Below are 19,642 nucleotides of genomic sequence, written 5' to 3' on the forward strand. Positions count from 1 at the left end.
GGCTTAATCCTTCGAGACGGAGTATTTGGGGTATTAAACAAAGGACGGATAAGCCCGCATCTGAGACGCAGGGAGGCGAAATTTACGCGGAAAGCGTGGATTCAACGGCGGTAACGATCCTGGGGTCGTCCGGCGTAATTTCGGGTGAAAACCGTGCGACCACATTCCCCTCGCGATCGATAAGAAATTTCTCGAAGTTCCAAAGGATTCCCGGTTCAGGATTGGTTGTTGCGCCGTCGTGTTTGTCGCGCAGGAAGCCATTGAGTTGTTCGCGGAAGCCGGGGCGAGTCTCTCCAATGGCGTGCGGCTGCTGATCAACAAGAGTTTGATAGAGAGGATGGGTACCCGGGCCGGTGACCGCGATCTTTGCGAACAGGGGAAATTCCACCGAATAATTCGTTCGGCAGAAGGAGGCGATCTCTTCGTCGGTTCCGGGTTCCTGGGCACCGAAGTCGTTGGCGGGAAAGCCGCACACCACCAGGCCGGTGTCCTGGAACTGCGAATAAAGCTTCTCGAGAGCCTCATATTGAGGGGTCAACCCGCATTGTGATGCGACATTTACGATGAGCAGGGCCTTGCCACGGTAGTCTGAGAGCGTTACGGCTTCACCGGTGATGCGCTGGACAGGGATGTCATAGAGGTTTGCCATGATGGCTCCAGTGTAGCTCCGAACAAACAAAGTTGATCGGACTACTGACGAAGCAAGTTACTATCGAATACGGCCATGTCTTTTACCGATGTACTTTTTGGGCGGCCTCTGGCGTCCAGTGACGAGCGCGCCGAGCATATCGGAGTTGCTGCGGGAATACCCATCTTCGGGCTCGACGCTCTGACAAGCGCGGCGTATGGTCCCGAAGCAGCCATGACGCTCCTGATTCCAATGGGAATCGTGGGGCTCGACCACATGATCCCGGTAATCACCGCGATTTTAATCTTGCTGGTGATCGTATTTTTCAGCTATCGCCAGACGATCGCGGCCTATCCGGGAGGCGGTGGCTCCTATACGGTTGCGAGCGAAAATCTGGGCGAAGGTGCGGGCCTGCTTGCCGCCGCGGCCCTGATGATAGACTACATCCTGACAGCGGCCGTGGGTATCTCCGCTGGTGTCACTGCGCTTACTTCGGCGGTGCCTCAACTCCATTATCACCGGCTGTCCATCTGCCTGGTTATCCTTGTGCTTCTGGCGGTCGTGAACCTGCGCGGGGTGAAAGATACCGGTGCGGCCTTCATCATTCCGACGTTCCTGTTTGTAGGCTCGTTGCTGGCCGTAATCGTCGTGGGTGCGTTTGATTTCTATCTGAGCGGCGGACATCCGGTGCCTCGAGTGATGCCGCCTCCCCCAGCGGCGGCAACGATAAAGTATCTGAGCCTGTGGCTGCTGATGAAGACCTTCGCCAGCGGGTGCGCGGCGATGACCGGAGTCGAGGCTGTATCGAATGGGGTGATGGCATTCGAAGAGCCGCGAGCTAAGAAGGCTCAGAGGACACTCTCGATTATTGTTGTAACCCTGATCGTTCTTCTCTTCGGAATCACCTGGCTGTCAAAGGCATATGGCGTCACGGCGATGGAACCCGACGCCCATAACTATCAAAGCGTGCTTAGCATTTTGACGACAGCAGTCTTTGGTCGCGGATGGTTTTATTTTGTGACCATGGGAAGCGTGCTCCTGGCATTGTCCTTGAGCGCAAACACTGCCTTCGCGGACTTTCCACGCCTGGCACGGGCCATCTCCATGCACGACTACCTGCCGCACGTGTTCACCCTTCGCGGCAGGCGGCTTTTGTACTCGCATGGCATTTATGCGTTGACAGGTTTTACCGCCGTCATCCTTATCCTCTTCGGAGGTGTCACCGATCGTCTGATTCCGCTCTACGCGATTGGGGCATTTCTGGCATTCACGCTCTCGCAGGCGGGAATGGTGGTGCACTGGCTGAAGACGGAGAAGCACCCGGGACGGCTTTGGCACATGTTCGTCAATGCCTTCGGTGCGGTTGCGACGGGCATCACTCTCCTCGTTGTGCTGGTGGCGAAGTTCGCGGCTGGAGCCTGGGTGACTGCGCTTCTGGTGCCCTTCCTGATCGGTATTATGTTGGTGGTAAAGCGACACTACACTCGTGTCAGACGCGAGATGAAGGACATGACGCCGCTGAATCTCACCAACCTGCAGGAGCCGGTTGTGGTCATCCCCATGGCTCGCTGGGACCGCATCGCTGAAAAGGCGTTGCGCTTCGGGATGCTGATGTCCAAAGACCTGAAGGTCGTCCATGTTCACTCAGACGATGAGCCCATGGGCCTAGAGGAAGAATGGGATGAGAAAATTATCGCCCCCATTCAGAAACAAGGTCTTCGCGTGCCGGAACTAGTCACCATTCCCTCAAGCTATCGGTTCATCATCAATCCTCTGATGGACTATATCCTTGAGCTGGAACACAACAATCCGGGTAGGAAAGTCGCGGTGCTCCTGCCCGAACTGGTTGTGCGGCACTGGTGGGAGAATGCTCTGCATAATCAGCGCGTGCAGCTGCTGAAGCTGCTCCTGCTTTTGAAAGGAAACCAGCGGATCATCGTAGTGAATATTCCCTGGTATCTCTAAGTCAGTTTTCGAAGGACTCTATTCCGTCGTACTGAGCTGTAGGGATTCTGGACCTTGCGTTATGCGCAAGGGAAGGCCCCCATCGAAGTTTGCGCAAGCTACAAAGGAAGGTTGGAGAACGACGGAAGATTACTATGCCGTCGTTGTGATCGGAGCTTTCTTGTACGAGGGGGATAGTTCTCGCAGATGGGCTACAGCCTCCGGTATTAAACGGAGCGCTTCTTCGACCTCCGCCTCCGTAGTGAGCTTTGAAAGCGAGAAGCGGATACTCGCTCGTGCACGGGCCGCCGAGAGTCCCATGGCTGTCAGGACGTGTGAAGGCTCGCTTGCACCGGACTGGCAGGCACTGCCACCGCTAACCGAGAGACCCTTTAGGTCAAGCGCGATCAGCAGGGCTTCCGCTTCAACATGGTCAAAGTAGATGTTGGTCGTGTTGGCGACGCGCGGTACGCCAGCGCCACTCACCCCGGTTTCTTCAATCTGCGAAAGGATGCCCTGCTCCAGCCGGTCACGAAGAGCCGCAAGCTTGGTGTGGCCGTCGTTCTTCAGCCACTCGGCGGAGATCTCCGCTGCCTTGCCAAGACCAACGATACTCGGAACATTTTCTGTCCCCGCGCGACGCTGTCGTTCGTGCGATCCACCATGGAACATGGGCGACAGCTGAACGCTGCGCCGAACGTAGAGCACGCCGATTCCCTTGGGGGCATAGATCTTGTGTCCTGAGAGCGTCAGCAGATCCACGTTCTTCAGAAAGCCGTGTGGGCTGACATCGAGCGGAAGTTTGCCGCCAGCCTGAACCGCGTCTGTATGGAAGAGAGCTCCGCCGGCACGAGCGATTCCCGCGAGAGCATCGATGGGCTGGATGACCCCGGTCTCATTATTGGCGTACATGATGCTGACCAGACGGGTATTCGGCTTGAGTGCCCCAAGCAGGGCAGCCGGCTCGACGATTCCCTGCGGTGTAACCGGGAGGAAGGTCACCTCGACCCCGCGGGATTCGAGAGACTGGGCAGCATGCAGCACGGCATGATGCTCGATCGCAGTCGTGATGAGGTGATCGCCTGGAGACAGGACGCCAAAGAGAGCGAGATTGTCGCTTTCGGTCCCTCCGGAGGTGAAGACGATCTCGGCTGGACGGCAGTGCAGCAATCCGGCGACAGCTTCGCGGGCGCGGTCGACAGCCGAGCGGGCCTGCTGACCCTGCTGGTGAATCGAGCTGGCGTTCCCGTAATGCTCGAGGTAGAAGGGCCGCATCGCCTCAAAGACCTCCGGAAGCAGAGGCGTGGTCGCGTTCGCGTCCATGTAGATTCGCTGCATAGAGTTATTTTACTTCTAATCCGAGAAAGGCCTTTATTTGGGATGAGCGTTGTGTCTGCCTGCAAAGGGTTCTGATAGCCTGAGCGCGACATCTGCGGCCTGGACCGTGTGTCGAGCAAAGGGAGAGAAGAAAATGCACAAACGAATCATGATGGTATGGGTACTGGCAGCCTGTTGTGTCACGGGAGCGAAGGCGCAACAGTCCGGTGCGGCAGCTCCAAAAGTCGAGGCCGGAACGATGATCGAACCGGCAAAGTCGTTCGATACGGCACTGAGCGCCTTCGAAGGACAGTTTATGGGACTGGCGAAGGCCATGCCCGCGGAGAAGTACAGCTTCGCGCCGAGCGCTGCGATCTTCGTACCCACGCAGAAAACAGATTATCTATCGCCAAATAACCAGGGGGTCAGGACCTTCGGTCAGATGGTGGCGCATGTCGCACAGGCGAACTATTTTTACGGCGGCATGGTAGGCGGAGCGAAGCCCGATGTCGACGTAAAGGCGATCGGAGCACTTAAGGACAAAGAAGCGATCGTCGCCGCGCTGGAGAAGTCCTTTGTCTTCGTGCACCAGGCAATCGGCACCCTAACGAGCCAGAATGCCTTTGAAAGCGTTCGCGGAACCCAGACCCGGGCAAGCCTCGCCGCTGGCGTGATCGCCCATGGCTTCGATCACTACGGCCAACTGGCAGAGTATCTGAGGATGAATGGAGTCATTCCACCGGCCAGTGAGAAAAAGTAATCGCGACGAAGGGACAGAAAAGAAGCGCGCTCATAATGAGCGCGCTTCTTTCTGGCTACGCTGCTCTCAGCGGCTGCCGATGGGAGTGTAGGCGGCAGGATACGCCGGCCCGACGTACTCCGCGCGAGGCCGGATCAGGCGGTTGTCATCGTGCTGCTCGATCACATGAGCGGCCCAGCCGGCGATACGGCTGACGGCAAAGATCGGTGTAAATAGGTCGATATCAATGCCCAGCAGGGTATAGGTCGATGCCGAGTAGAAGTCGACGTTGGCATTGAGCTTTTTTTCCTGCTTCACAAACTGCTCGATCTTGCGCGACATCTCGAACCACTTCATGTTTCCGGAAGTTTTGCTGAGCTCTTCCGACATGCGGCGGAGATGCGTCGCACGAGGATCCTCGGTGTGATAAACCCTGTGACCGAAACCGGAAATCTTCTTCTTGTCGACGAACATCTGGCGCACATACTCGACTGGGTCCGCTCCCTCCTTGTCGATGGCATAGAGCAGGCGCATAGTCGCCTCGTTGGCTCCGCCGTGGAGTGGTCCCTTAAGAGCGCCGATCGCCCCGGTAATAGCCGAATGAATGTCTGCGAGCGTCGCTGCAATCACGCGCGCCGCAAAGGTGCTGGCATTCAGTTCGTGATCCGCATGAAGGATCAATGCGATATCGAAGGTTCGCGTTGCTGTCTCCGAAGGCTTTTCTCCGTTCAACATCCAGAGGAAATTGGCTGCGTGCGACAGCGAGGGATCCGCCTCGACGATATCCTTACCCTTGCGGATTCGGTCGAACAGCGCGACGATCATCGCGATCTGCGAGGTCAGCCGGTAGGACTTCCGCACATTCGCATCGTGCGAGTTATCCGCTTCGTCGGCGTCGTAGAGGCTCAGAAGCGAGACAGCGGTGCGCAGCACCTGCATGGGGGTAGCGGTAGGCGGAACGCTGCGAAGCAGGTCGATGATTTTGGAATCGACCTTGCGAGCTTCGCTCAGCTTCTTTGAAAACTCCGCAAGCTCAGCGGCGTTGGGAAGTCGTCCGAACCAGAGCAGATAGGTTGTCTCTTCAAAGGCCGAGCGCTGGGCAAGTTCGTGAATATCGATGCCACGGTACGAGAGCACTCCAGTGTCTCCATCGATCCAGCAGATGGATGAGTTGGTGGCTACAATGCCTTCCAGGCCCTTCGGTGCAGCGACAGTGGACATAATGAAACTTCTCCCCCCACGAAACTAATTACATCTGGTTATAGCGCAGCGGAGAAACGATTGTCACGGGAGTGGGCGAATATCGTAACCGCTGTGCGATCCTGGAGCTAGCCCTGACGTAAGGGAGAAAAGGGGTTCAAATCCACCGCAGCTTTCTCGCCCGAGAGAATTTGAGCCATCACTAGAGCCGTAACTGGAGCCAGGAGAATGCCGTTGCGATAGTGTCCCGTCGCAAGAAAATGCTTCTCCCCCACCTCGCCAAGGAGCGGCAGCCCGTCACTTGTTCCCGGGCGCAGCCCCGCCCAGGTCTCCACCTCGACCGCATCGGCAAACTCTGGTAACAGCTCCGCTGCACGGGCACGAAGGCGGGCGATCTCGCCTGGATGCACTGTTTTGTCGAACCCCGCGTCTTCGACCGTTGCGCCTATTACGGCGCATCCGGCAGAGGGGCCCGTGATTCGGGGAACTATATAGATGTCAGGGGTGCGAACGACGAGATGCAGGGGCAGGGAGCGGGGAAGCTCGACGGAGAGCATCTGTCCCTTTCTGGGAATTGCATGTACATGTCCAGAAGGAAGCTGAGTCAGTCCCCAGGCCCCGGTGCAATCTACCACGCGTGAGGGAAGCAGGACCTCGGAGGCAGTGTGGACCGCGATGCCTCCCGCACCGGAATCAAGGCAGTGGACGGGGGTATGGCTGCGAAGATCGATTCCTGCTGCACGAACCGCAGCGAGCAGAGCCTGTGCCAGCTCACGGGGATTCAGGCTTTGCTCGCTGAGCAAGGCAAAGCGGCGAGACTTGACTGTGAGCTGCGGAAGCAGGAGAGAAAGAGTTTCAGCACCCAGGAGAGTAAGGTCTCCGGACGTCTCAATCTGAGGTGGATGAATCTCCTGCAGGGTCGTGCTTGTTTGAAACTGGACGGCGATTCCTGAGAGGTTAAAGAGCCGATCGAGAAATCTGGGATAGAGTGCGCCGCTTAACTCGGAAAGAGGCCGCAGTTCCAATGGATTGTCCGGATCGCTCACGGCCAGCATTCCAGCGGCGGCGGTCGATGCCTCCGTGAGAGGTTCTCCCTGTTCGAGAACGGTAACGCGCGCTCCACGGCTGTGAAGCTCAAGCGCGAGGGAGAGTCCGATGATGCCTGCTCCAACGACGCAGATGTCAGAAGAAACCATAGGTACAGTTTATGGTCTTCGACGAGCGGAACAGATATATAGTCTGTTTGTACCCACACGTCGTCGTTTTGCCGGCGAGGAAAACGAAAATGGGGGAAGCGAATGACTTCGCTGGGTCGGAAGGAGAGTGCGATGGCGGATACAGAGTACGTAGAAGAGAGGTCGGTCTCTGGAGCGCTGCTTGCAGTTGTGGCGATCTCATTGCTAGCAGCCCTGGGCGGATTGATCTGGTGCTATAACCTGCAGAAGAATCTGGGAATCGCCGAGCGCAAGCTTGCCGTAGCAGATCAGAAGAATGTCGATCTGGGCCAGAAGCTTGAGGCGACGAATGCGCGCCTGCGTGCAACCAGTGAGACGTTGGGTCAGAGCGTCGGCATGACCCAGAAGAAGATCGAATTGAGGGCGCAGAGCATCCTTGCCCAGCAGAAGATCGCCGACGAGAAGTTGGAGCAGGCGCAGGCAGCGACCCAGAAGCAGATCGGCGCTGTCTCCAGTGAGGTTTCCAGCGTGAAGACGGACGTCGGTGGGGTCAAGACTGATGTCGCTGCAACCAGAACAGATCTTGAAGCCACCAAGACACAGCTCACCCGCGTGGTGGGAGATGCAGGCGTTATGAGCGGCCTCATCGCGAAGAACCACGATGAGCTCGAGATCCTGAAGCATAAGGGCGATCGAAATTATTACGAGTTCACCCTGCAGAAGGGACAGCAGCCGACGCTGCTTTCAACCATCAAGTTGCAGTTGAAGAAAGCCGATCAAAAGCACTCCCGCTATACCCTCAACGTAAGCGCCGACGACCGCAATATCGAAAAGAAGGACAAGAGTCTCGACGAGCCGGTTCAGTTCTATACCGGGAAAGACCCTGTGCTCTATGAGCTGGTGGTGAACTCGATTGAGAAGAACAAGGTCTCCGGATATCTTTCGACCCCGAAGGGTGGTAAAACCGCTACGCCATAGCGGAGTTAGTTTTTGCAGACACGAAAACGGGGGACGCGATTAGCGTCCCCCGTTTGCTTTGCCTGTTGTTGTTTTACTTCTTCTTTGCGGCCTTCTTGGTTGCCTTCTTGACCGGTGCTTTTTTGGCTGCCTTCTTCGTTGCCATTTGCCTATTCTCCCTAGTGATTAGACATTGACTCTGCAATACACTTCATTGCAGCTAACGAAGGTATAGATTTACGAAAATTAACTGTCAAGAGAAATCGATGCGTTTCGAAAACTTTTTTCAAGGACATCTTTCCCTCCGATTCTGCTTCGCATGGAAATTTTCGCAAAGAGGAGAGTGAATGTTGTCTTCAGATGCGATGAGTCAGGACAGAGTTCTATACTTTTTTAGCTTCAGAGGTGCGGAATGAATGATGTCGTGATTGTCTCCGCGGTGCGGACACCGGTAGGAAAATTTCAGGGAGCACTCGCCGATCTCTCTGCCGTGGAACTTGGCGCGATTGCGGTTCGCGAAGCTGTTCGTAGAGCGCGGATCGACATGGTCAGCGTAGACGAGTGCGTGATGGGATGCGTTCTTCCGGCGGGGCTCGGGCAGAACCCCGCGCGTCAGGCAGCGCTTCGCGGCGGCCTCGCCGATACAGTCTCTGCGGTTACGGTAAATATGGTTTGCGGAAGCGGGTTACGCGCCGTCGCTCTTGCTGCGCAAAATATTATGGCAGGTGATGCAGAGATCGTCGTTGCTGGAGGCATGGAGTCGATGTCCAATGCGCCGTACCTTCTCCCTGCAGCACGGAAGGGACTTCGCATGGGCGACGCTACGGTAGTCGACTCTATGATCCGCGACGGCTTATGGTGTTCCTGCGACGATCAACACATGGGGATGACTGGCGAGCTGGTTGCGGAAAAATACGGCATTACGCGGGAGCAGCAGGACTCCTTCGCTCTCGAATCGCACCGCCGCGCAGCCGCCGCATGGCGGGAAGGCCGCTTCGATGCGGAGGTGGTTCCCGTCACCCTGCCTTCAAAGAAAAAGGGTGGTGATCCGACGGAGTTTCGTCGCGATGAGAGTGTTCGCGAAGATGCTTCGCTTGAGGCGCTGGCAGCTTTGAAACCAGCTTTTAAAAAAGATGGAACGGTTACGGCTGGTAATGCACCCGGAGTAAACGACGCCGCTGCCGCGTTGGTGATCATGTCGTCGCGGAAGGCAGCCGACCTGGGGCTTGAGCCGCTGGCAACAATTCGAGCACAGGCTGTGAGCGGCGTTGAGCCACGCTGGGTAATGATGGCACCTGTCATCGGTGTCCGGAGGGTGCTTGAAAAGGCCGGATGGGATCGTGACGAGGTCGACCTCTACGAGCTTAACGAAGCCTTTAGCGTGCAGGCTCTTGGGGTGACTCATGAGCTTGGGCTGACGCTCGATAAGGTGAACGTGAACGGGGGAGCGGTTGCGCTCGGTCACCCGATTGGCGCCAGTGGCGCGCGTGTGCTGGTGACACTGGTGCACGAGCTGATACGGCGCAATGGAATAAAAGGAGTTGCAGCGCTCTGCCTGGGAGGTGGCAACTCGGTAGCGATGGCGGTGGAGAGAAACTAGGAGCTTACACACGGCAAATGCTGTCCTGGATACTCCAGCGCTCAGGTGTGCATCCAAATCATCCATGAGCGAAGCGAAAGATCGATTTACAGGACGGGTTGCAGACTACGAACGCTATCGAACTCGCTATCCCGCACAGGTGATCGATATTCTCTCCGAGCGATGTGGTCTTACGCGAGAAGCTCAGGTTGCAGATATTGGCGCCGGTACGGGGATGTTGTCTGAGCTCTTTCTGGAATATGGAAATTCCATTGTCGCGATCGAACCGAACGACGAGATGCGCGCAGGCAGCGAGCGTCTTGCTCAGGCGTGGCCTGGGTTTCTGGTGAAGAAGGGCATCGCGGAAGCCACGGGGCTTGAGGATTCCTCGGTTGACTATGTCGTAGCAGGTCGAGCATTCCATTGGTTCGATTCAGAGCCTGCGAAGGTCGAATTCAAAAGAATCCTGCGACCTGAAGGCTGGGTGGTCTTGGTCACGAACAGCCGCGTTCGCGACGAATCGCCACAATCGCTGGACTACGAGGCTCTACTGCGAGAGCACGGGATCGACTACAAGGAAAACCGTGAGCGTTACGAGATTGCACCGAAGATCGATTCCTTCTTCGCTGGTGGTGAGGTGTTCCGTGAGGAAATTTCCGGTGAGCAAAGGCTTACGCTCGAGGATCTGATTGGCTTGACGCAATCGCTCTCCGTCTCTCCGCTACCGGGCGATCCACGCTATCCGGGAATGCAGAAGGCGCTCGAGGAGTTCTTTTCAAAATGGGAGAGAGAAGGAACGGTCGTTGTCGCGACAGTTTGCCGGATGGCCTGCGGCAGATTCACCCAGCAAACGAAGTCGATGATGGGATGACCTTTATCAAGCTCGTTCTTACAGCTCTAAGGAGTATTGAAGGCCTCGCTGCGCAGATGAATTGCCATCCCAATGGGGCGTAGCAAAGTGAAGGGCAGGCTCTAGCATTCGATGATGTTCAAGGCTAAGCCTGCCAAGGAAGTCTCCTTATAGCGCGACTGCATGTCGATTCCCGTCTGATACATCGTCTCAATCACCTGGTCGAGCGACAGTTTGTGATCACCGGTCTCGTGGATGGACATCCGGGCGGCGTTGATGGCCTTGACCGCTCCCATTCCATTGCGCTCGATGCAGGGGATCTGGACAAGCCCTCCAATCGGGTCGCAGGTCATGCCGAGATTGTGCTCCATTGCGATCTCCGCCGCGTGTTCCACCTGTTCGTTGGTTCCATCCATGGCCGCAACCAGACCTCCCGCAGCCATCGAGCAGGCGACACCAACCTCTCCCTGGCAACCAACCTCGGCTCCGGAGATACTGGCATTTTCTTTGTAAAGAATTCCGATAGTCGCGGCGGTCAGGAAGTAGCGCAGGATTCCATCTTCATTGGCTCCTTCCACAAACCGCATGTAGTAATGCGCGATCGCGGGAATCACTCCCGCGGCTCCGTTAGTCGGTGCGGTGACGACTCGGCCTCCGGCGGCGTTCTCTTCGTTGACCGCCATCGCATAGACCGTCACCCAATCCATAGGAGCCAGCGGATCGCTTGTGCTGCCGGTCTCGAGTCTCCGCGCGAGCCGCGGCGCTCGGCGGCGAACGTTTAGGCCTCCCGGAAGAATGCCGTCGGTGACAAGACCACGTTCTGTGCAGGTTTGCATGGCGCGCCAGATCGCAAGGATGTTCGCTTTCACCTGATCCTCACCCGTGATTGTAGAGGTGTCTTTAACTGGAAGCGGGCGACGGATGGAGCTGTCGGCAAGCAGAGCGACCTCATTGGCCAGCAGAAGATCGGCGATGGCGAGCTTGTGTCGGGCAGCTATGGATAGCAGCTGGGCGGCGTTCGAGAAGGGATAGGGTACCGTGCGGGTTGACGTTATCTTTGCGCTCTGTTGTGCCTCGAATTCGTCTGCGGAGAGAATGAAGCCTCCGCCGATGGAGTAGAAGACGTCTCGAGCCAGCAGCGAGTCGTCGGTGGCAAACGCTGAGAAGCGGATTCCGTTCGGGTGAGTCGATCTCTCAGGATCGGGATACATCTGATCTCTGTGAAACAGCAGGTGTTGAGCCTCGGTGAAGGGAATCGCCTCGCGATCGAGAAGATAGAGAGTCCCTGTCGTGCGGATGGCGGCGAGTTCCGCATCGATGACCGCGGGATCGACCGTATCGGGAGCTTCGCCCATGAGCCCCAGAAGAATCGCACGGTCGGTTCCGTGCCCGTGCCCCGTCAGCGCGAGCGATCCATAGAGATCCACGGTGACTTGTGAGACCTCGGCAAGTCTTCCTGTTTGCTCGATCGCCTGAGCGAACCGCAGTGCCGCTCGCATCGGACCGACGGTATGCGAGCTCGAGGGACCGATGCCGATCTTGAAGAGCTCGAACAGACTGGTATTCACAGACACATTGTAGGCGTCGCTGAAGAGCTTTGCTCCTATTCCTTGCTTCCATCGAATCGTGTCTGCCACTTCAGTGGAAGAAGAGATCTGAGGGCTCGATGCTATACTCGGCCCACACCAAACTGCCTCAAGGACATATCAGGCTCGACGATGCTTTTTAAGGCCCGCAGTGCCGCCGTTTATGGAATCGACGCTCACCTGATCGATGTCGAGGTCGACTTCTCACAGATCAAGCTTGATAAGGAACAGTTCAGCACAGTGGGGCTCCCTGACGCCGCCGTGCGCGAGAGCCGTGACCGTGTACGCTCTGCGATCAAGAACTCGGGCTTCGAGATACCGCCGACCAAGATTACGATCAATCTCGCTCCTGCCGATCTGAAGAAGGAGGGCTCCGGTTTTGACCTTCCCATCGCAATCGGAATTCTCGGAGCTTACGGTGCGCTGGCGATCAAGGACCTGGACGATTTTCTGTTAGTCGGGGAGCTCGGACTGGATGGCTCATTGCGCGCGGTTCCGGGAACGCTGCCGATCGCGGTTGCGGCTCGATCGAATGGAATCCGCAACGTCATCGTCCCGGCCAGCAACGCGCGAGAGGCCGCAGTCGTCGAGGGCGTGAATGTCTATCCAGTGAAAAGCCTGATCGAGGTTCGCGAGCTTTTGAACTCGGCCGCAAACGGAACGATGAGCGTCGCTCCGCTGGCGGTAAAGGCAAGCGAGCTGCTGAACGAGACGCAGCATTTTCCATTCGACTTCAAAGATGTTCGTGGCCAGCATGTCGCAAAGCGCGCTCTCGAAGTCGCTGCGGCAGGCGGCCACAACATTCTGATGATTGGACCTCCAGGATCCGGCAAGACGATGCTTGCGAAGCGACTGCCTTCCATCCTTGCGCCGCTGAGATTCGAGGAGGCACTGGAGACGACGAAGATTCACTCCGTTGCCGGAGTACTCGACGGGGAGCAAGGGCTTGTGGCCCAGAGGCCATTCCGGTCTCCTCACCATACAATCTCCGATGCCGGGCTGATCGGTGGAGGCATGGTGGTGCCTCGCCCCGGTGAGGTCTCGCTGGCGCATAACGGGCTGCTGTTCCTCGACGAGCTTCCAGAGTTTCCTCGCAATGTGCTGGAGGTTTTGAGACAACCGCTCGAGGATGGAACTGTGACCATCTCGCGCGCCGCAATGAGTCTGAGCTTTCCAGCGCGTTTTATGCTGGCGGCGGCAATGAATCCCTGCCCGTGCGGCTATTTCAACGACAAGCGTCGTGAATGCATGTGCACCCCTCCCATGATCCAGCGCTATGTCTCCAAGGTTAGCGGGCCGCTTCTCGATCGCATCGATATCCATATAGAAGTTCCCGCAGTCGAGTACAAGGAGCTGCGGGGTGGAGCGGCAGCTGAGGGATCGACGGAGATTCGCGAGCGAGTGCTCGCGGCTCGCCGACGCCAGCATGACCGATTCGCCGAGACAGCGGAACGAACGAAAGGATCGAGCAAGGGAGCAGCTCGCAAGGTCTTCGCTAACGCTCAGATGAATACGCAGCAGATCCGGACCTTCTGTGTGCTTGAATCCGATGCCGAGCGTTTGCTGGAGCGCGCCATGCAACAGCAGGGGCTTAGCGCGAGGGCCCATGATCGAATTCTCAAGGTAGCGCGGACGATTGCGGACCTGGATGTGGCGGAGAGCGTAGGCACCCGACATATTGCTGAGGCGATCCAGTACAGGACATTGGATCGAAGCTACTGGGCTTGAGCGGACTACTTATATCCGTTTATCGGCAAGCTCTTGAACCCTATTTTGATTCTGAAGCCCACGGACGAGCCGGTAAATAAAGGGCTATAACACCTCTTCCAAATTCATGATCACCTCAATATAAAGGGGTTACGTGTTCAAGCTCAAACTAAAGCTCCGCTTTATGGAATTTCTTGAAGAGGAAGTTTCCAAAAATAAGTATTGACCTGTGGTCATTGAGGATTTACTTTTCTAAGGGTTGAGGCTGTTTCCATAGATACGTAAGGGAATGGTTCAACATTCAGGGCACCAGGCATACCGGGTGTTCCCCTCTGCTCCTTCTGTTTTATGCCCAGGCGCTTGAGCCGCTGACGATACCAGGAGAAACAGGGTTAGATCGAACGTATCCCTTCCTTTTAAGAGATGCGTTAGATTATCTCGTCTGCTCGACGTTTTGGGGTGGATCAGGTTTGATTTGAGAGATTTACAAAGAAATTCGAATCCATTTTCTAGGGTTCGACGTCTAATGAACAGTGGCAGGCGGAAGACAACGGACCTGCTGAACGATGGCTTTTAATTGCGGGGAGTGGGCGCAAGGCGCTTTTTGCCGCAACGGAATTGAATAAAGGAGAAAATGATGCGCTCGGATCTTGTTTTTGGAGCCCTCACTCACGTGAAGAACCGCTATGAGCTTTGTCAGCTGGCGTCGAAGGCGACCCGGAAGCTGCACAAACCAAATACCCGCTTGCAGGACACAACGAACGAAGTTCTGGACCGCTTCAAGGATTCAGTTCCGATGGGCGATGCTGAGACCCCAGTCCAGAAGATAGAGCTGCAGGAGCGCCGCGCGGCTTAACGCGCGGCCTTCGGCCACTTAAAAACTTAACCCCTAACCCTTTCCGCATCACCCAATTCCATCCTAAAACTTCAGATCTCTTCCAGGCCCTTTGCAGGATCTCCTTTCAGGCATATCCCGCCCAGTTCCCAGACATTTAAATACATCGCAAGGTAAAACCATGACAATTTCAGAGTTGAAAGAACACAATATTGCCGAGCTGGGTAAACTGGCGCGCGGCCTGGATATCGCAGGCACCAGCGGCCTTCGCAAGCAGGACCTCATCTTCAAAATTCTTCAGGCACAGAGCGAAAAAGAAGGTCATATCTTCGCTGAAGGCGTGCTTGAGATCCTTCCTGACGGCTATGGCTTCCTTCGTTCTCCCGATTACAACTATCTGCCCGGCCCCGACGACATCTACGTTTCCCCATCCCAGATCCGTAAGTTCGACCTGAAGACCGGCGACACGATCAGCGGCAATGTACGTCCGCCGCACGAAGGCGAGAAGTACTTCGCACTGGTAAAGATCGAAGCGATCAACTTCGAGTCCCCGGAAGAGACCCGCAACAAGATTCTGTTCGACAACCTGACGCCTCTCTACGCTGAAGAGCGCGTAAAGATGGAGACAGTGCGGGACAATATCTCCGGCAGGGTTATGGATCTTCTGACCCCGGTAGGCAAGGGACAGCGCGGCCTGATCGTGGCTCCTCCCCGTACCGGAAAGACCATGCTGCTGCAGTCGATCGCCAACTCCATTACCTCCAACCATCCTGAAGTCGTGCTGATCGTCCTGCTGATCGACGAACGTCCGGAAGAAGTCACGGACATGCAGCGTTCAGTGAAGGGAGAGGTGATTTCGTCCACCTTCGACGAGCCGGCGGCCCGTCACGTGCAAGTAGCCGAGATGGTCATCGAGAAGGCCAAGCGCCTGGTCGAGCATAAGCGCGACGTGGTCATCCTGCTGGATTCCATCACACGACTCGCTCGTGCTTATAACACCATCGTCCCTCCGAGCGGAAAGGTTCTCTCCGGCGGTGTGGATTCGAACGCTCTGCAGAGGCCGAAGCGATTCTTTGGAGCTGCCCGAAACATCGAAGAGGGCGGTTCTCTGACGATCATCGCGACAGCTCTGGTTGATACGGGTTCGCGAATGGACGAAGTGATCTTCGAGGAGTTCAAGGGTACCGGCAACATGGAAGTCATTCTGGACCGTAAGCTGGTCGACAAGCGTGTCTTCCCGGCGATTGATATCCAGCGCTCGGGCACGCGTAAGGAAGAACTTCTCATCCCGAAGGAAGACCTGCAGCGAATCTGGATTCTGCGCAAGGTTCTGAATCCGCTTTCGCCGGTCGAAGCCATGGAGCTGTTGACCGACAAGCTGGCCAAGACCAGGAACAACCAGGAGTTTCTGCACAATATGAGCTCGATCTAAAAGTCGATATAAGTTGTCACCGGGTCCGGGTGGTGCTGGTCCGGTGATGCAAAAGGGCAGTCCTTTGAAGGGGCTGCCCTTTGTGTCTGTGTAGGAAGGCCGGATCCGGGGAGTCAGAATTAGCGGAGCCCGCCGGATGCAAGCAGGGTCTCGCCTGTGAGCCAGCCCGAGTCGGCAGAGGCGAGGAAGACGGCGACAGGCGTGATGTCGCCAGGCTGCCCGGCACGTCCGAGCGGAGTCTGAGCCTCCCGCTTCTTCTGCCAGTCTCCTCCGATGAAACCGATTGCGCGCGTGCCTTCTGTCTCGACCAGGCCGGGATTAATGGAGTTGACGCGAATCTTCCGCGAACCAAGTTCTTTGGAGAGAACCTTGGTGATTGCATCTACAGCACTCTTCGAGGCGGTATAGGTGACCCCGCTGGGAGGATAGGTGGAGGTTACGCTGGAGTCGATATTGATGATGCTGCCGCCATCTTCGCCGAAGTGTTTAACAGCTTCGCGGCTGGCAAGAAGAGGACCGAGTACGTTGGTATTGAACTGGCGATGAAAGTGTTCTTCGGTAAAGTCGTCGATGGGAGCGAATTGATAGATTCCGGCGTTATTGACCAGGATGTCGAACCGGCCGAAGGCCCTTATAGTTTCGGAGAAGATCCGCTGCACATCTGCCGCGTTGGCGATATCGCCTTGAATCGCGATCGCCTTTCCACCCTGGCCAGTAATTCCAGCGACGACCCGATCAGCGCCTTCCTTGCTCGATGCATAATTAACGACGATCGAAGCTCCTTCTTGGGCAAAGCCGCTGGCGATCCCGGCCCCGATTCCCTTTCGATGCTCCTGTTACGATGGCCACCTTCCCAGACAATTTACCCATGAACGCTCCTTCTTTCTGTGGATGAGATTTGAAATAGCGAAGAGGCGCAGCTTTGTGGCCGCGCCTCCTTGTACTACCGGTGGATAATTTAGCGGAGCCCGCCTGAAGCTACGACAGTCTCGCCAGTGAGCCAGCCTGAGTCGGTAGAGGCGAGAAAGACCGCAATGGGAGTGATGTCACCGGGCTGGCCGATGCGTCCGAGCGGGGTTTGTCCCTCGAATGTGGTCTGGAAGTCGGAGCCTATGAAGCCAGCCGTGTGTGTGCCTTCGGTTTCGACCATGCCGGGGTTGATAGAGTTGACACGAATCTTCTTCGGCCCAAGCTCCTTCGCGAGCACAGCGGTGATGGAGTCAAGGGCTCCCTTGGTAGCCGTATAGATCGAGCTGGTCGGTGGATGAATTTCCGTTACGGCCGATCCGATATTGATGATGCTTCCGCCATTGTCACCGAAGAGCTTAACCGCTTCCCGGGTGGCAAGAAGAGCTCCCAGGACATTGGTGTTGAAGATATTGTGGAAGCCTTCTTCCGTGATCTCTTCGATGGGAGTGAACTTGTAGATGCCGGCATTATTGACGAGTACGTCGAGCTTACCGAAGACAGTTTTCGTCTCGGAAAAGATACGCAGGACATCCGCCTCTTTGGCAACATCTCCTTGAACAGCAACAGCCTTGCCGCCAGCCTTGGTAATCTCGGCAACAACTTTGTCGGCCCCTTCCTTGCTGGAAGCGTAGTTCACGACGACAGACGCGCCCTCTTTTGCCAAGCCTCTTGCAATATCGGCTCCGATGCCTTTCGATGCCCCTGTGACCACGGCAACCTTACCCGCTAACTTGCTCATTTTCTTACGCCCTCTCTCGGTAATACTTAGACAGCCATCTAATTGATGTGAGGTGAGAGCAAAGGATTCTTCCTGCCAATAAATATTGGGTAACACAGGGGGCCGGAAGGGTTATGGATCGTCTCGCTTTTGGAGCGCAAGCGGTCAAATGGCGAGAATACACACGCCATAACCGGTCCCGAAGGGTTCTATCGGGAATGGTGGGGGAGCTGGACTACCTGCTGAGGCTTCGTTCGAGAACCTGGAGAAATTGCGCAAGCCAGGCTGGGTGCGCCGGCCACGCCGGACCGGTAACGAGATTACCGTCGGTAATTGCTTGGGTCACTTCGAGAGAGACGAAGATTCCTCCTGCAAGCTCCACTTCAGGGGCGCAGGCAGGATAAGCATTAAGACGTTTGCCGGAGAGGACGCGCGCGGCGGCTAAGAGCTGCGGACCGTGGCACAGCGCGGCGATGGGTTTATCCGAGTTGGAAAAATGACGGATGATATCGAGCACACGGGAGTTGAGGCGGAGATACTCAGGGGCTCTGCCGCCAGGGACAACGAGGCCGTCGTAATTTATCGGATCGATCTCGTCGAAGGTCGCGTTCAGAACAAAGTTGTGTCCGGGCTTTTCGGAGTAGGTCTGATCTCCTTCGAAGTCATGGATCGCTGTACGGACGCGGTCGCCGGACTTCTTGTCAGGGCAGATGGCGTGAACGGTGTGGCCGACCATCTGGAGCGCCTGAAAGGGAACCATGACCTCGTAGTCCTCGACGAAATCACCGACGAGCATGAGGAGCTTTGCCGGCTTGAAGGGCACATGATACGAAGCATCTGTCACGGGAGACATGCGAGACTCCTTTTTCTGGCGCTAGTAGCCGTTGGCGATCAGGTAGTGTTCGGTGAGGATAAAGCCAACAGCTTTTTCTCCGTGGCGTTCTGCATATTTTCCGAGCACATCGACCTCGATATTAAGGGCATCGCCGGGTGAGAGCGTGCGAAGACTGGTGGCCGCATAGGTGTGAGGAATGATCGCGATCTCCACCTTGTTTCCATCGATCGCGGCGACGGTGAGGGAGATGCCTTCCACAGTAATGGATCCCTTTTCGACGACGTAGCGGATGAGGGTGTCTGGGATCGTGAATCGCAGCCGATAGTCGGTGATCTCGGTATCGGGAGTGAGAGGCTCGAGAGAGATGAGGGTTCCTGTGGAGTCGACATGGCCCTGGACGACATGCCCGCCGAGAGGAGCCCCTGCTGGAGTGGGAAGCTCAAGGTTCACAACCGCATCGGGTTTGAGACGGGAGAGAGTCGTGCGCGCGATAGTTTCGGCGGCAAGGTCGGCGGAAAAGCGCGCAGGAAAGGCATTTGGTTCGATGTCCAGCGCGGTGAGGCAGACGCCACTAACGGCAACCGAGTCGCCGGTGGAGAGGCGACCAACGAGTGCTGCTGGCGCGCCGATGGTGATCCGCGTGATTCCGGCGTCAGGCATGACGCCGAGGACCGTTCCCGTGGTTTCGATCAAGCCGGTGAACATAGTTACAGAGTAACGCGAAGAACGAGAAGAGAACGACTGCGAAGCTAGCGATTTAGGGTAACCGGTAAAACCGTTTTGAGTGGTTTTCCAAGGGAGCAGCTACTCCTGCGGAGCCGACTCGGAGGCAGGTCGCTGTCTAAGCTCGGGATGCCGCTTAAGGTAGTCGGCGGCGAGGGGGCAGATGACATCGACGCGCAGATGATTATCGCGGGCGTATTCGAAAGCGGTTCGCACGAGCATTCCGGCTATACCTCTTCCACGGAGAACGGACGGAACCTCTGTGTGAAGGAGAGTGATCCAGCCGCGATCATCGGTCTCGAAGTCGAGGTAGGCAAGTTTGCCATCTTCTTCGTACTCGAATCTGCTGGGCGTGACTTTGTTGGGGGTGCTCATGGTCGCGGCTTATTCAAGATTACTACTCAACGGCGGGGTGGTTTGGAAGAAGGGGAGGCAGCCGGCGGTGATG

General features: G+C 56.5%; 18 protein-coding genes. 8 read left to right on the forward strand and 10 right to left on the reverse strand.

Features of this window, described 5'->3' with window-relative positions:
• Positions 1 to 82: 82 nt before the first annotated feature.
• Complete coding sequence (locus tag AC5S26_RS15735) at positions 83 to 649, reverse strand: glutathione peroxidase (protein WP_494185854.1); 567 nt, start codon at positions 647 to 649, stop codon at positions 83 to 85.
• 75 nt (positions 650 to 724) lie between these two features.
• Here AC5S26_RS15735 and AC5S26_RS15740 point away from each other — a divergent pair, with 75 nt between their 5' ends.
• Positions 725 to 2,593: an APC family permease gene (locus AC5S26_RS15740; protein ID WP_494185855.1), complete on the forward strand. Its 1,869-nt coding sequence runs from the start codon at positions 725 to 727 to the stop codon at positions 2,591 to 2,593.
• A gap of 132 nt (positions 2,594 to 2,725) precedes the next feature.
• On the opposite strand, the gene AC5S26_RS15745 is transcribed toward AC5S26_RS15740, so the two are convergent.
• On the reverse strand, positions 2,726 to 3,910 hold the full coding sequence (locus tag AC5S26_RS15745; RefSeq protein ID WP_494185856.1) for a cysteine desulfurase family protein: 1,185 nt from the start codon (positions 3,908 to 3,910) through the stop codon (positions 2,726 to 2,728).
• A gap of 133 nt (positions 3,911 to 4,043) precedes the next feature.
• Between AC5S26_RS15745 and AC5S26_RS15750 the strand changes: the two genes are divergently transcribed.
• A complete protein-coding gene (locus AC5S26_RS15750) occupies positions 4,044 to 4,649 on the forward strand; it encodes a DinB family protein (RefSeq protein ID WP_494185857.1) in 606 nt (201 codons plus the stop codon).
• Positions 4,650 to 4,715: 66 nt separating this feature from the next.
• On the opposite strand, the gene AC5S26_RS15755 is transcribed toward AC5S26_RS15750, so the two are convergent.
• Positions 4,716 to 5,849 carry a citrate synthase gene (locus AC5S26_RS15755; RefSeq protein ID WP_494185858.1) on the reverse strand — a complete coding sequence of 378 codons (1,134 nt, stop codon included), beginning with the start codon at positions 5,847 to 5,849 and terminating at the stop codon, positions 4,716 to 4,718.
• Positions 5,850 to 5,956: 107 nt separating this feature from the next.
• Positions 5,957 to 7,024: an NAD(P)/FAD-dependent oxidoreductase gene (locus AC5S26_RS15760; protein WP_494185859.1), complete on the reverse strand. Its 1,068-nt coding sequence runs from the start codon at positions 7,022 to 7,024 to the stop codon at positions 5,957 to 5,959.
• Positions 7,025 to 7,156: 132 nt separating this feature from the next.
• Between AC5S26_RS15760 and AC5S26_RS15765 the strand changes: the two genes are divergently transcribed.
• From AC5S26_RS15765 to AC5S26_RS15775, 3 genes are all read left to right on the forward strand, one after another.
• The gene (locus tag AC5S26_RS15765) at positions 7,157 to 7,981 is read left to right on the forward strand and encodes a hypothetical protein (RefSeq protein ID WP_494185860.1); all 825 of its coding nucleotides are present in this window, start codon (positions 7,157 to 7,159) and stop codon (positions 7,979 to 7,981) included.
• 391 nt (positions 7,982 to 8,372) lie between these two features.
• Complete coding sequence (locus tag AC5S26_RS15770; RefSeq protein ID WP_494185861.1) at positions 8,373 to 9,560, forward strand: acetyl-CoA C-acetyltransferase; 1,188 nt, start codon at positions 8,373 to 8,375, stop codon at positions 9,558 to 9,560.
• 64 nt (positions 9,561 to 9,624) lie between these two features.
• Positions 9,625 to 10,410 carry a class I SAM-dependent methyltransferase gene (locus AC5S26_RS15775; protein WP_494185862.1) on the forward strand — a complete coding sequence of 262 codons (786 nt, stop codon included), beginning with the start codon at positions 9,625 to 9,627 and terminating at the stop codon, positions 10,408 to 10,410.
• 101 nt (positions 10,411 to 10,511) lie between these two features.
• Here AC5S26_RS15775 and AC5S26_RS15780 read toward each other — a convergent pair whose 3' ends face one another.
• Positions 10,512 to 11,957 (reverse strand): L-serine ammonia-lyase, encoded by a 1,446-nt coding sequence (locus AC5S26_RS15780; protein ID WP_494185863.1) that lies wholly within the window; start codon positions 11,955 to 11,957, stop codon positions 10,512 to 10,514.
• 150 nt (positions 11,958 to 12,107) lie between these two features.
• On the opposite strand from AC5S26_RS15780, the gene AC5S26_RS15785 reads away from it, so the two are divergent.
• The 3 genes from AC5S26_RS15785 to rho all read left to right on the forward strand — a co-directional run bounded on the left by AC5S26_RS15785 (position 12,108) and on the right by rho (position 15,949).
• Entirely contained in the window at positions 12,108 to 13,703 is a 1,596-nt protein-coding gene (locus tag AC5S26_RS15785) for a YifB family Mg chelatase-like AAA ATPase (protein ID WP_494185864.1), read from the forward strand.
• A 616-nt stretch (positions 13,704 to 14,319) separates the two neighbouring features.
• Entirely contained in the window at positions 14,320 to 14,538 is a 219-nt protein-coding gene (locus AC5S26_RS15790) for a DNA-directed RNA polymerase subunit omega (protein ID WP_494186124.1), read from the forward strand.
• Positions 14,539 to 14,698: 160 nt separating this feature from the next.
• The gene (rho, locus tag AC5S26_RS15795) at positions 14,699 to 15,949 is read left to right on the forward strand and encodes a transcription termination factor Rho (protein WP_130420768.1); all 1,251 of its coding nucleotides are present in this window, start codon (positions 14,699 to 14,701) and stop codon (positions 15,947 to 15,949) included.
• Positions 15,950 to 16,068: 119 nt separating this feature from the next.
• Here the strand turns inward: rho and AC5S26_RS15800 are convergent, their stop codons facing one another.
• The 5 genes from AC5S26_RS15800 to AC5S26_RS15820 all read right to left on the reverse strand — a co-directional run bounded on the left by AC5S26_RS15800 (position 16,069) and on the right by AC5S26_RS15820 (position 19,569).
• Positions 16,069 to 16,767 (reverse strand): SDR family oxidoreductase, encoded by a 699-nt coding sequence (locus AC5S26_RS15800; RefSeq protein ID WP_494186125.1) that lies wholly within the window; start codon positions 16,765 to 16,767, stop codon positions 16,069 to 16,071.
• Positions 16,768 to 16,907: 140 nt separating this feature from the next.
• The gene (locus AC5S26_RS15805; RefSeq protein WP_494185865.1) at positions 16,908 to 17,657 is read right to left on the reverse strand and encodes an SDR family NAD(P)-dependent oxidoreductase; all 750 of its coding nucleotides are present in this window, start codon (positions 17,655 to 17,657) and stop codon (positions 16,908 to 16,910) included.
• A gap of 214 nt (positions 17,658 to 17,871) precedes the next feature.
• Positions 17,872 to 18,489 carry a DJ-1/PfpI family protein gene (locus tag AC5S26_RS15810; RefSeq protein WP_494185866.1) on the reverse strand — a complete coding sequence of 206 codons (618 nt, stop codon included), beginning with the start codon at positions 18,487 to 18,489 and terminating at the stop codon, positions 17,872 to 17,874.
• A 21-nt stretch (positions 18,490 to 18,510) separates the two neighbouring features.
• Positions 18,511 to 19,176, reverse strand: a complete 666-nt coding sequence (locus AC5S26_RS15815; RefSeq protein WP_494185867.1) for a riboflavin synthase — start codon at positions 19,174 to 19,176, stop codon at positions 18,511 to 18,513.
• Between the two features lie 99 nt (positions 19,177 to 19,275).
• A complete protein-coding gene (locus AC5S26_RS15820) occupies positions 19,276 to 19,569 on the reverse strand; it encodes a GNAT family N-acetyltransferase (protein ID WP_494185868.1) in 294 nt (97 codons plus the stop codon).
• Positions 19,570 to 19,642: the final 73 nt, after the last annotated feature.

Source organism: Edaphobacter sp. FHG110511_03 (assembly GCF_059115365.1).

What these genes read in the sequence shown, in the direction of transcription:
- AC5S26_RS15755 (WP_494185858.1), bottom strand. Translation starts at nt 5,849, where the DNA reads ATGTCCACTGTCGCTGCACCGAAGGGCCTGGAAGGCATTGTAGCCACC.
- AC5S26_RS15785 (WP_494185864.1), top strand. Translation starts at nt 12,108, where the DNA reads ATGCTTTTTAAGGCCCGCAGTGCCGCCGTTTATGGAATCGACGCTCAC.
- AC5S26_RS15770 (WP_494185861.1), top strand. Translation starts at nt 8,373, where the DNA reads ATGAATGATGTCGTGATTGTCTCCGCGGTGCGGACACCGGTAGGAAAA.
- AC5S26_RS15740 (WP_494185855.1), top strand. Translation starts at nt 725, where the DNA reads ATGTCTTTTACCGATGTACTTTTTGGGCGGCCTCTGGCGTCCAGTGAC.
- AC5S26_RS15750 (WP_494185857.1), top strand. Translation starts at nt 4,044, where the DNA reads ATGCACAAACGAATCATGATGGTATGGGTACTGGCAGCCTGTTGTGTC.
- AC5S26_RS15805 (WP_494185865.1), bottom strand. Translation starts at nt 17,657, where the DNA reads ATGAGCAAGTTAGCGGGTAAGGTTGCCGTGGTCACAGGGGCATCGAAA.
- AC5S26_RS15775 (WP_494185862.1), top strand. Translation starts at nt 9,625, where the DNA reads ATGAGCGAAGCGAAAGATCGATTTACAGGACGGGTTGCAGACTACGAA.
- AC5S26_RS15765 (WP_494185860.1), top strand. Translation starts at nt 7,157, where the DNA reads ATGGCGGATACAGAGTACGTAGAAGAGAGGTCGGTCTCTGGAGCGCTG.
- AC5S26_RS15820 (WP_494185868.1), bottom strand. Translation starts at nt 19,569, where the DNA reads ATGAGCACCCCCAACAAAGTCACGCCCAGCAGATTCGAGTACGAAGAA.
- AC5S26_RS15790 (WP_494186124.1), top strand. Translation starts at nt 14,320, where the DNA reads ATGCGCTCGGATCTTGTTTTTGGAGCCCTCACTCACGTGAAGAACCGC.
- AC5S26_RS15815 (WP_494185867.1), bottom strand. Translation starts at nt 19,176, where the DNA reads ATGTTCACCGGCTTGATCGAAACCACGGGAACGGTCCTCGGCGTCATG.
- AC5S26_RS15810 (WP_494185866.1), bottom strand. Translation starts at nt 18,489, where the DNA reads ATGTCTCCCGTGACAGATGCTTCGTATCATGTGCCCTTCAAGCCGGCA.
- AC5S26_RS15735 (WP_494185854.1), bottom strand. Translation starts at nt 649, where the DNA reads ATGGCAAACCTCTATGACATCCCTGTCCAGCGCATCACCGGTGAAGCC.
- AC5S26_RS15760 (WP_494185859.1), bottom strand. Translation starts at nt 7,024, where the DNA reads ATGGTTTCTTCTGACATCTGCGTCGTTGGAGCAGGCATCATCGGACTC.
- AC5S26_RS15745 (WP_494185856.1), bottom strand. Translation starts at nt 3,910, where the DNA reads ATGCAGCGAATCTACATGGACGCGAACGCGACCACGCCTCTGCTTCCG.
- rho (WP_130420768.1), top strand. Translation starts at nt 14,699, where the DNA reads ATGACAATTTCAGAGTTGAAAGAACACAATATTGCCGAGCTGGGTAAA.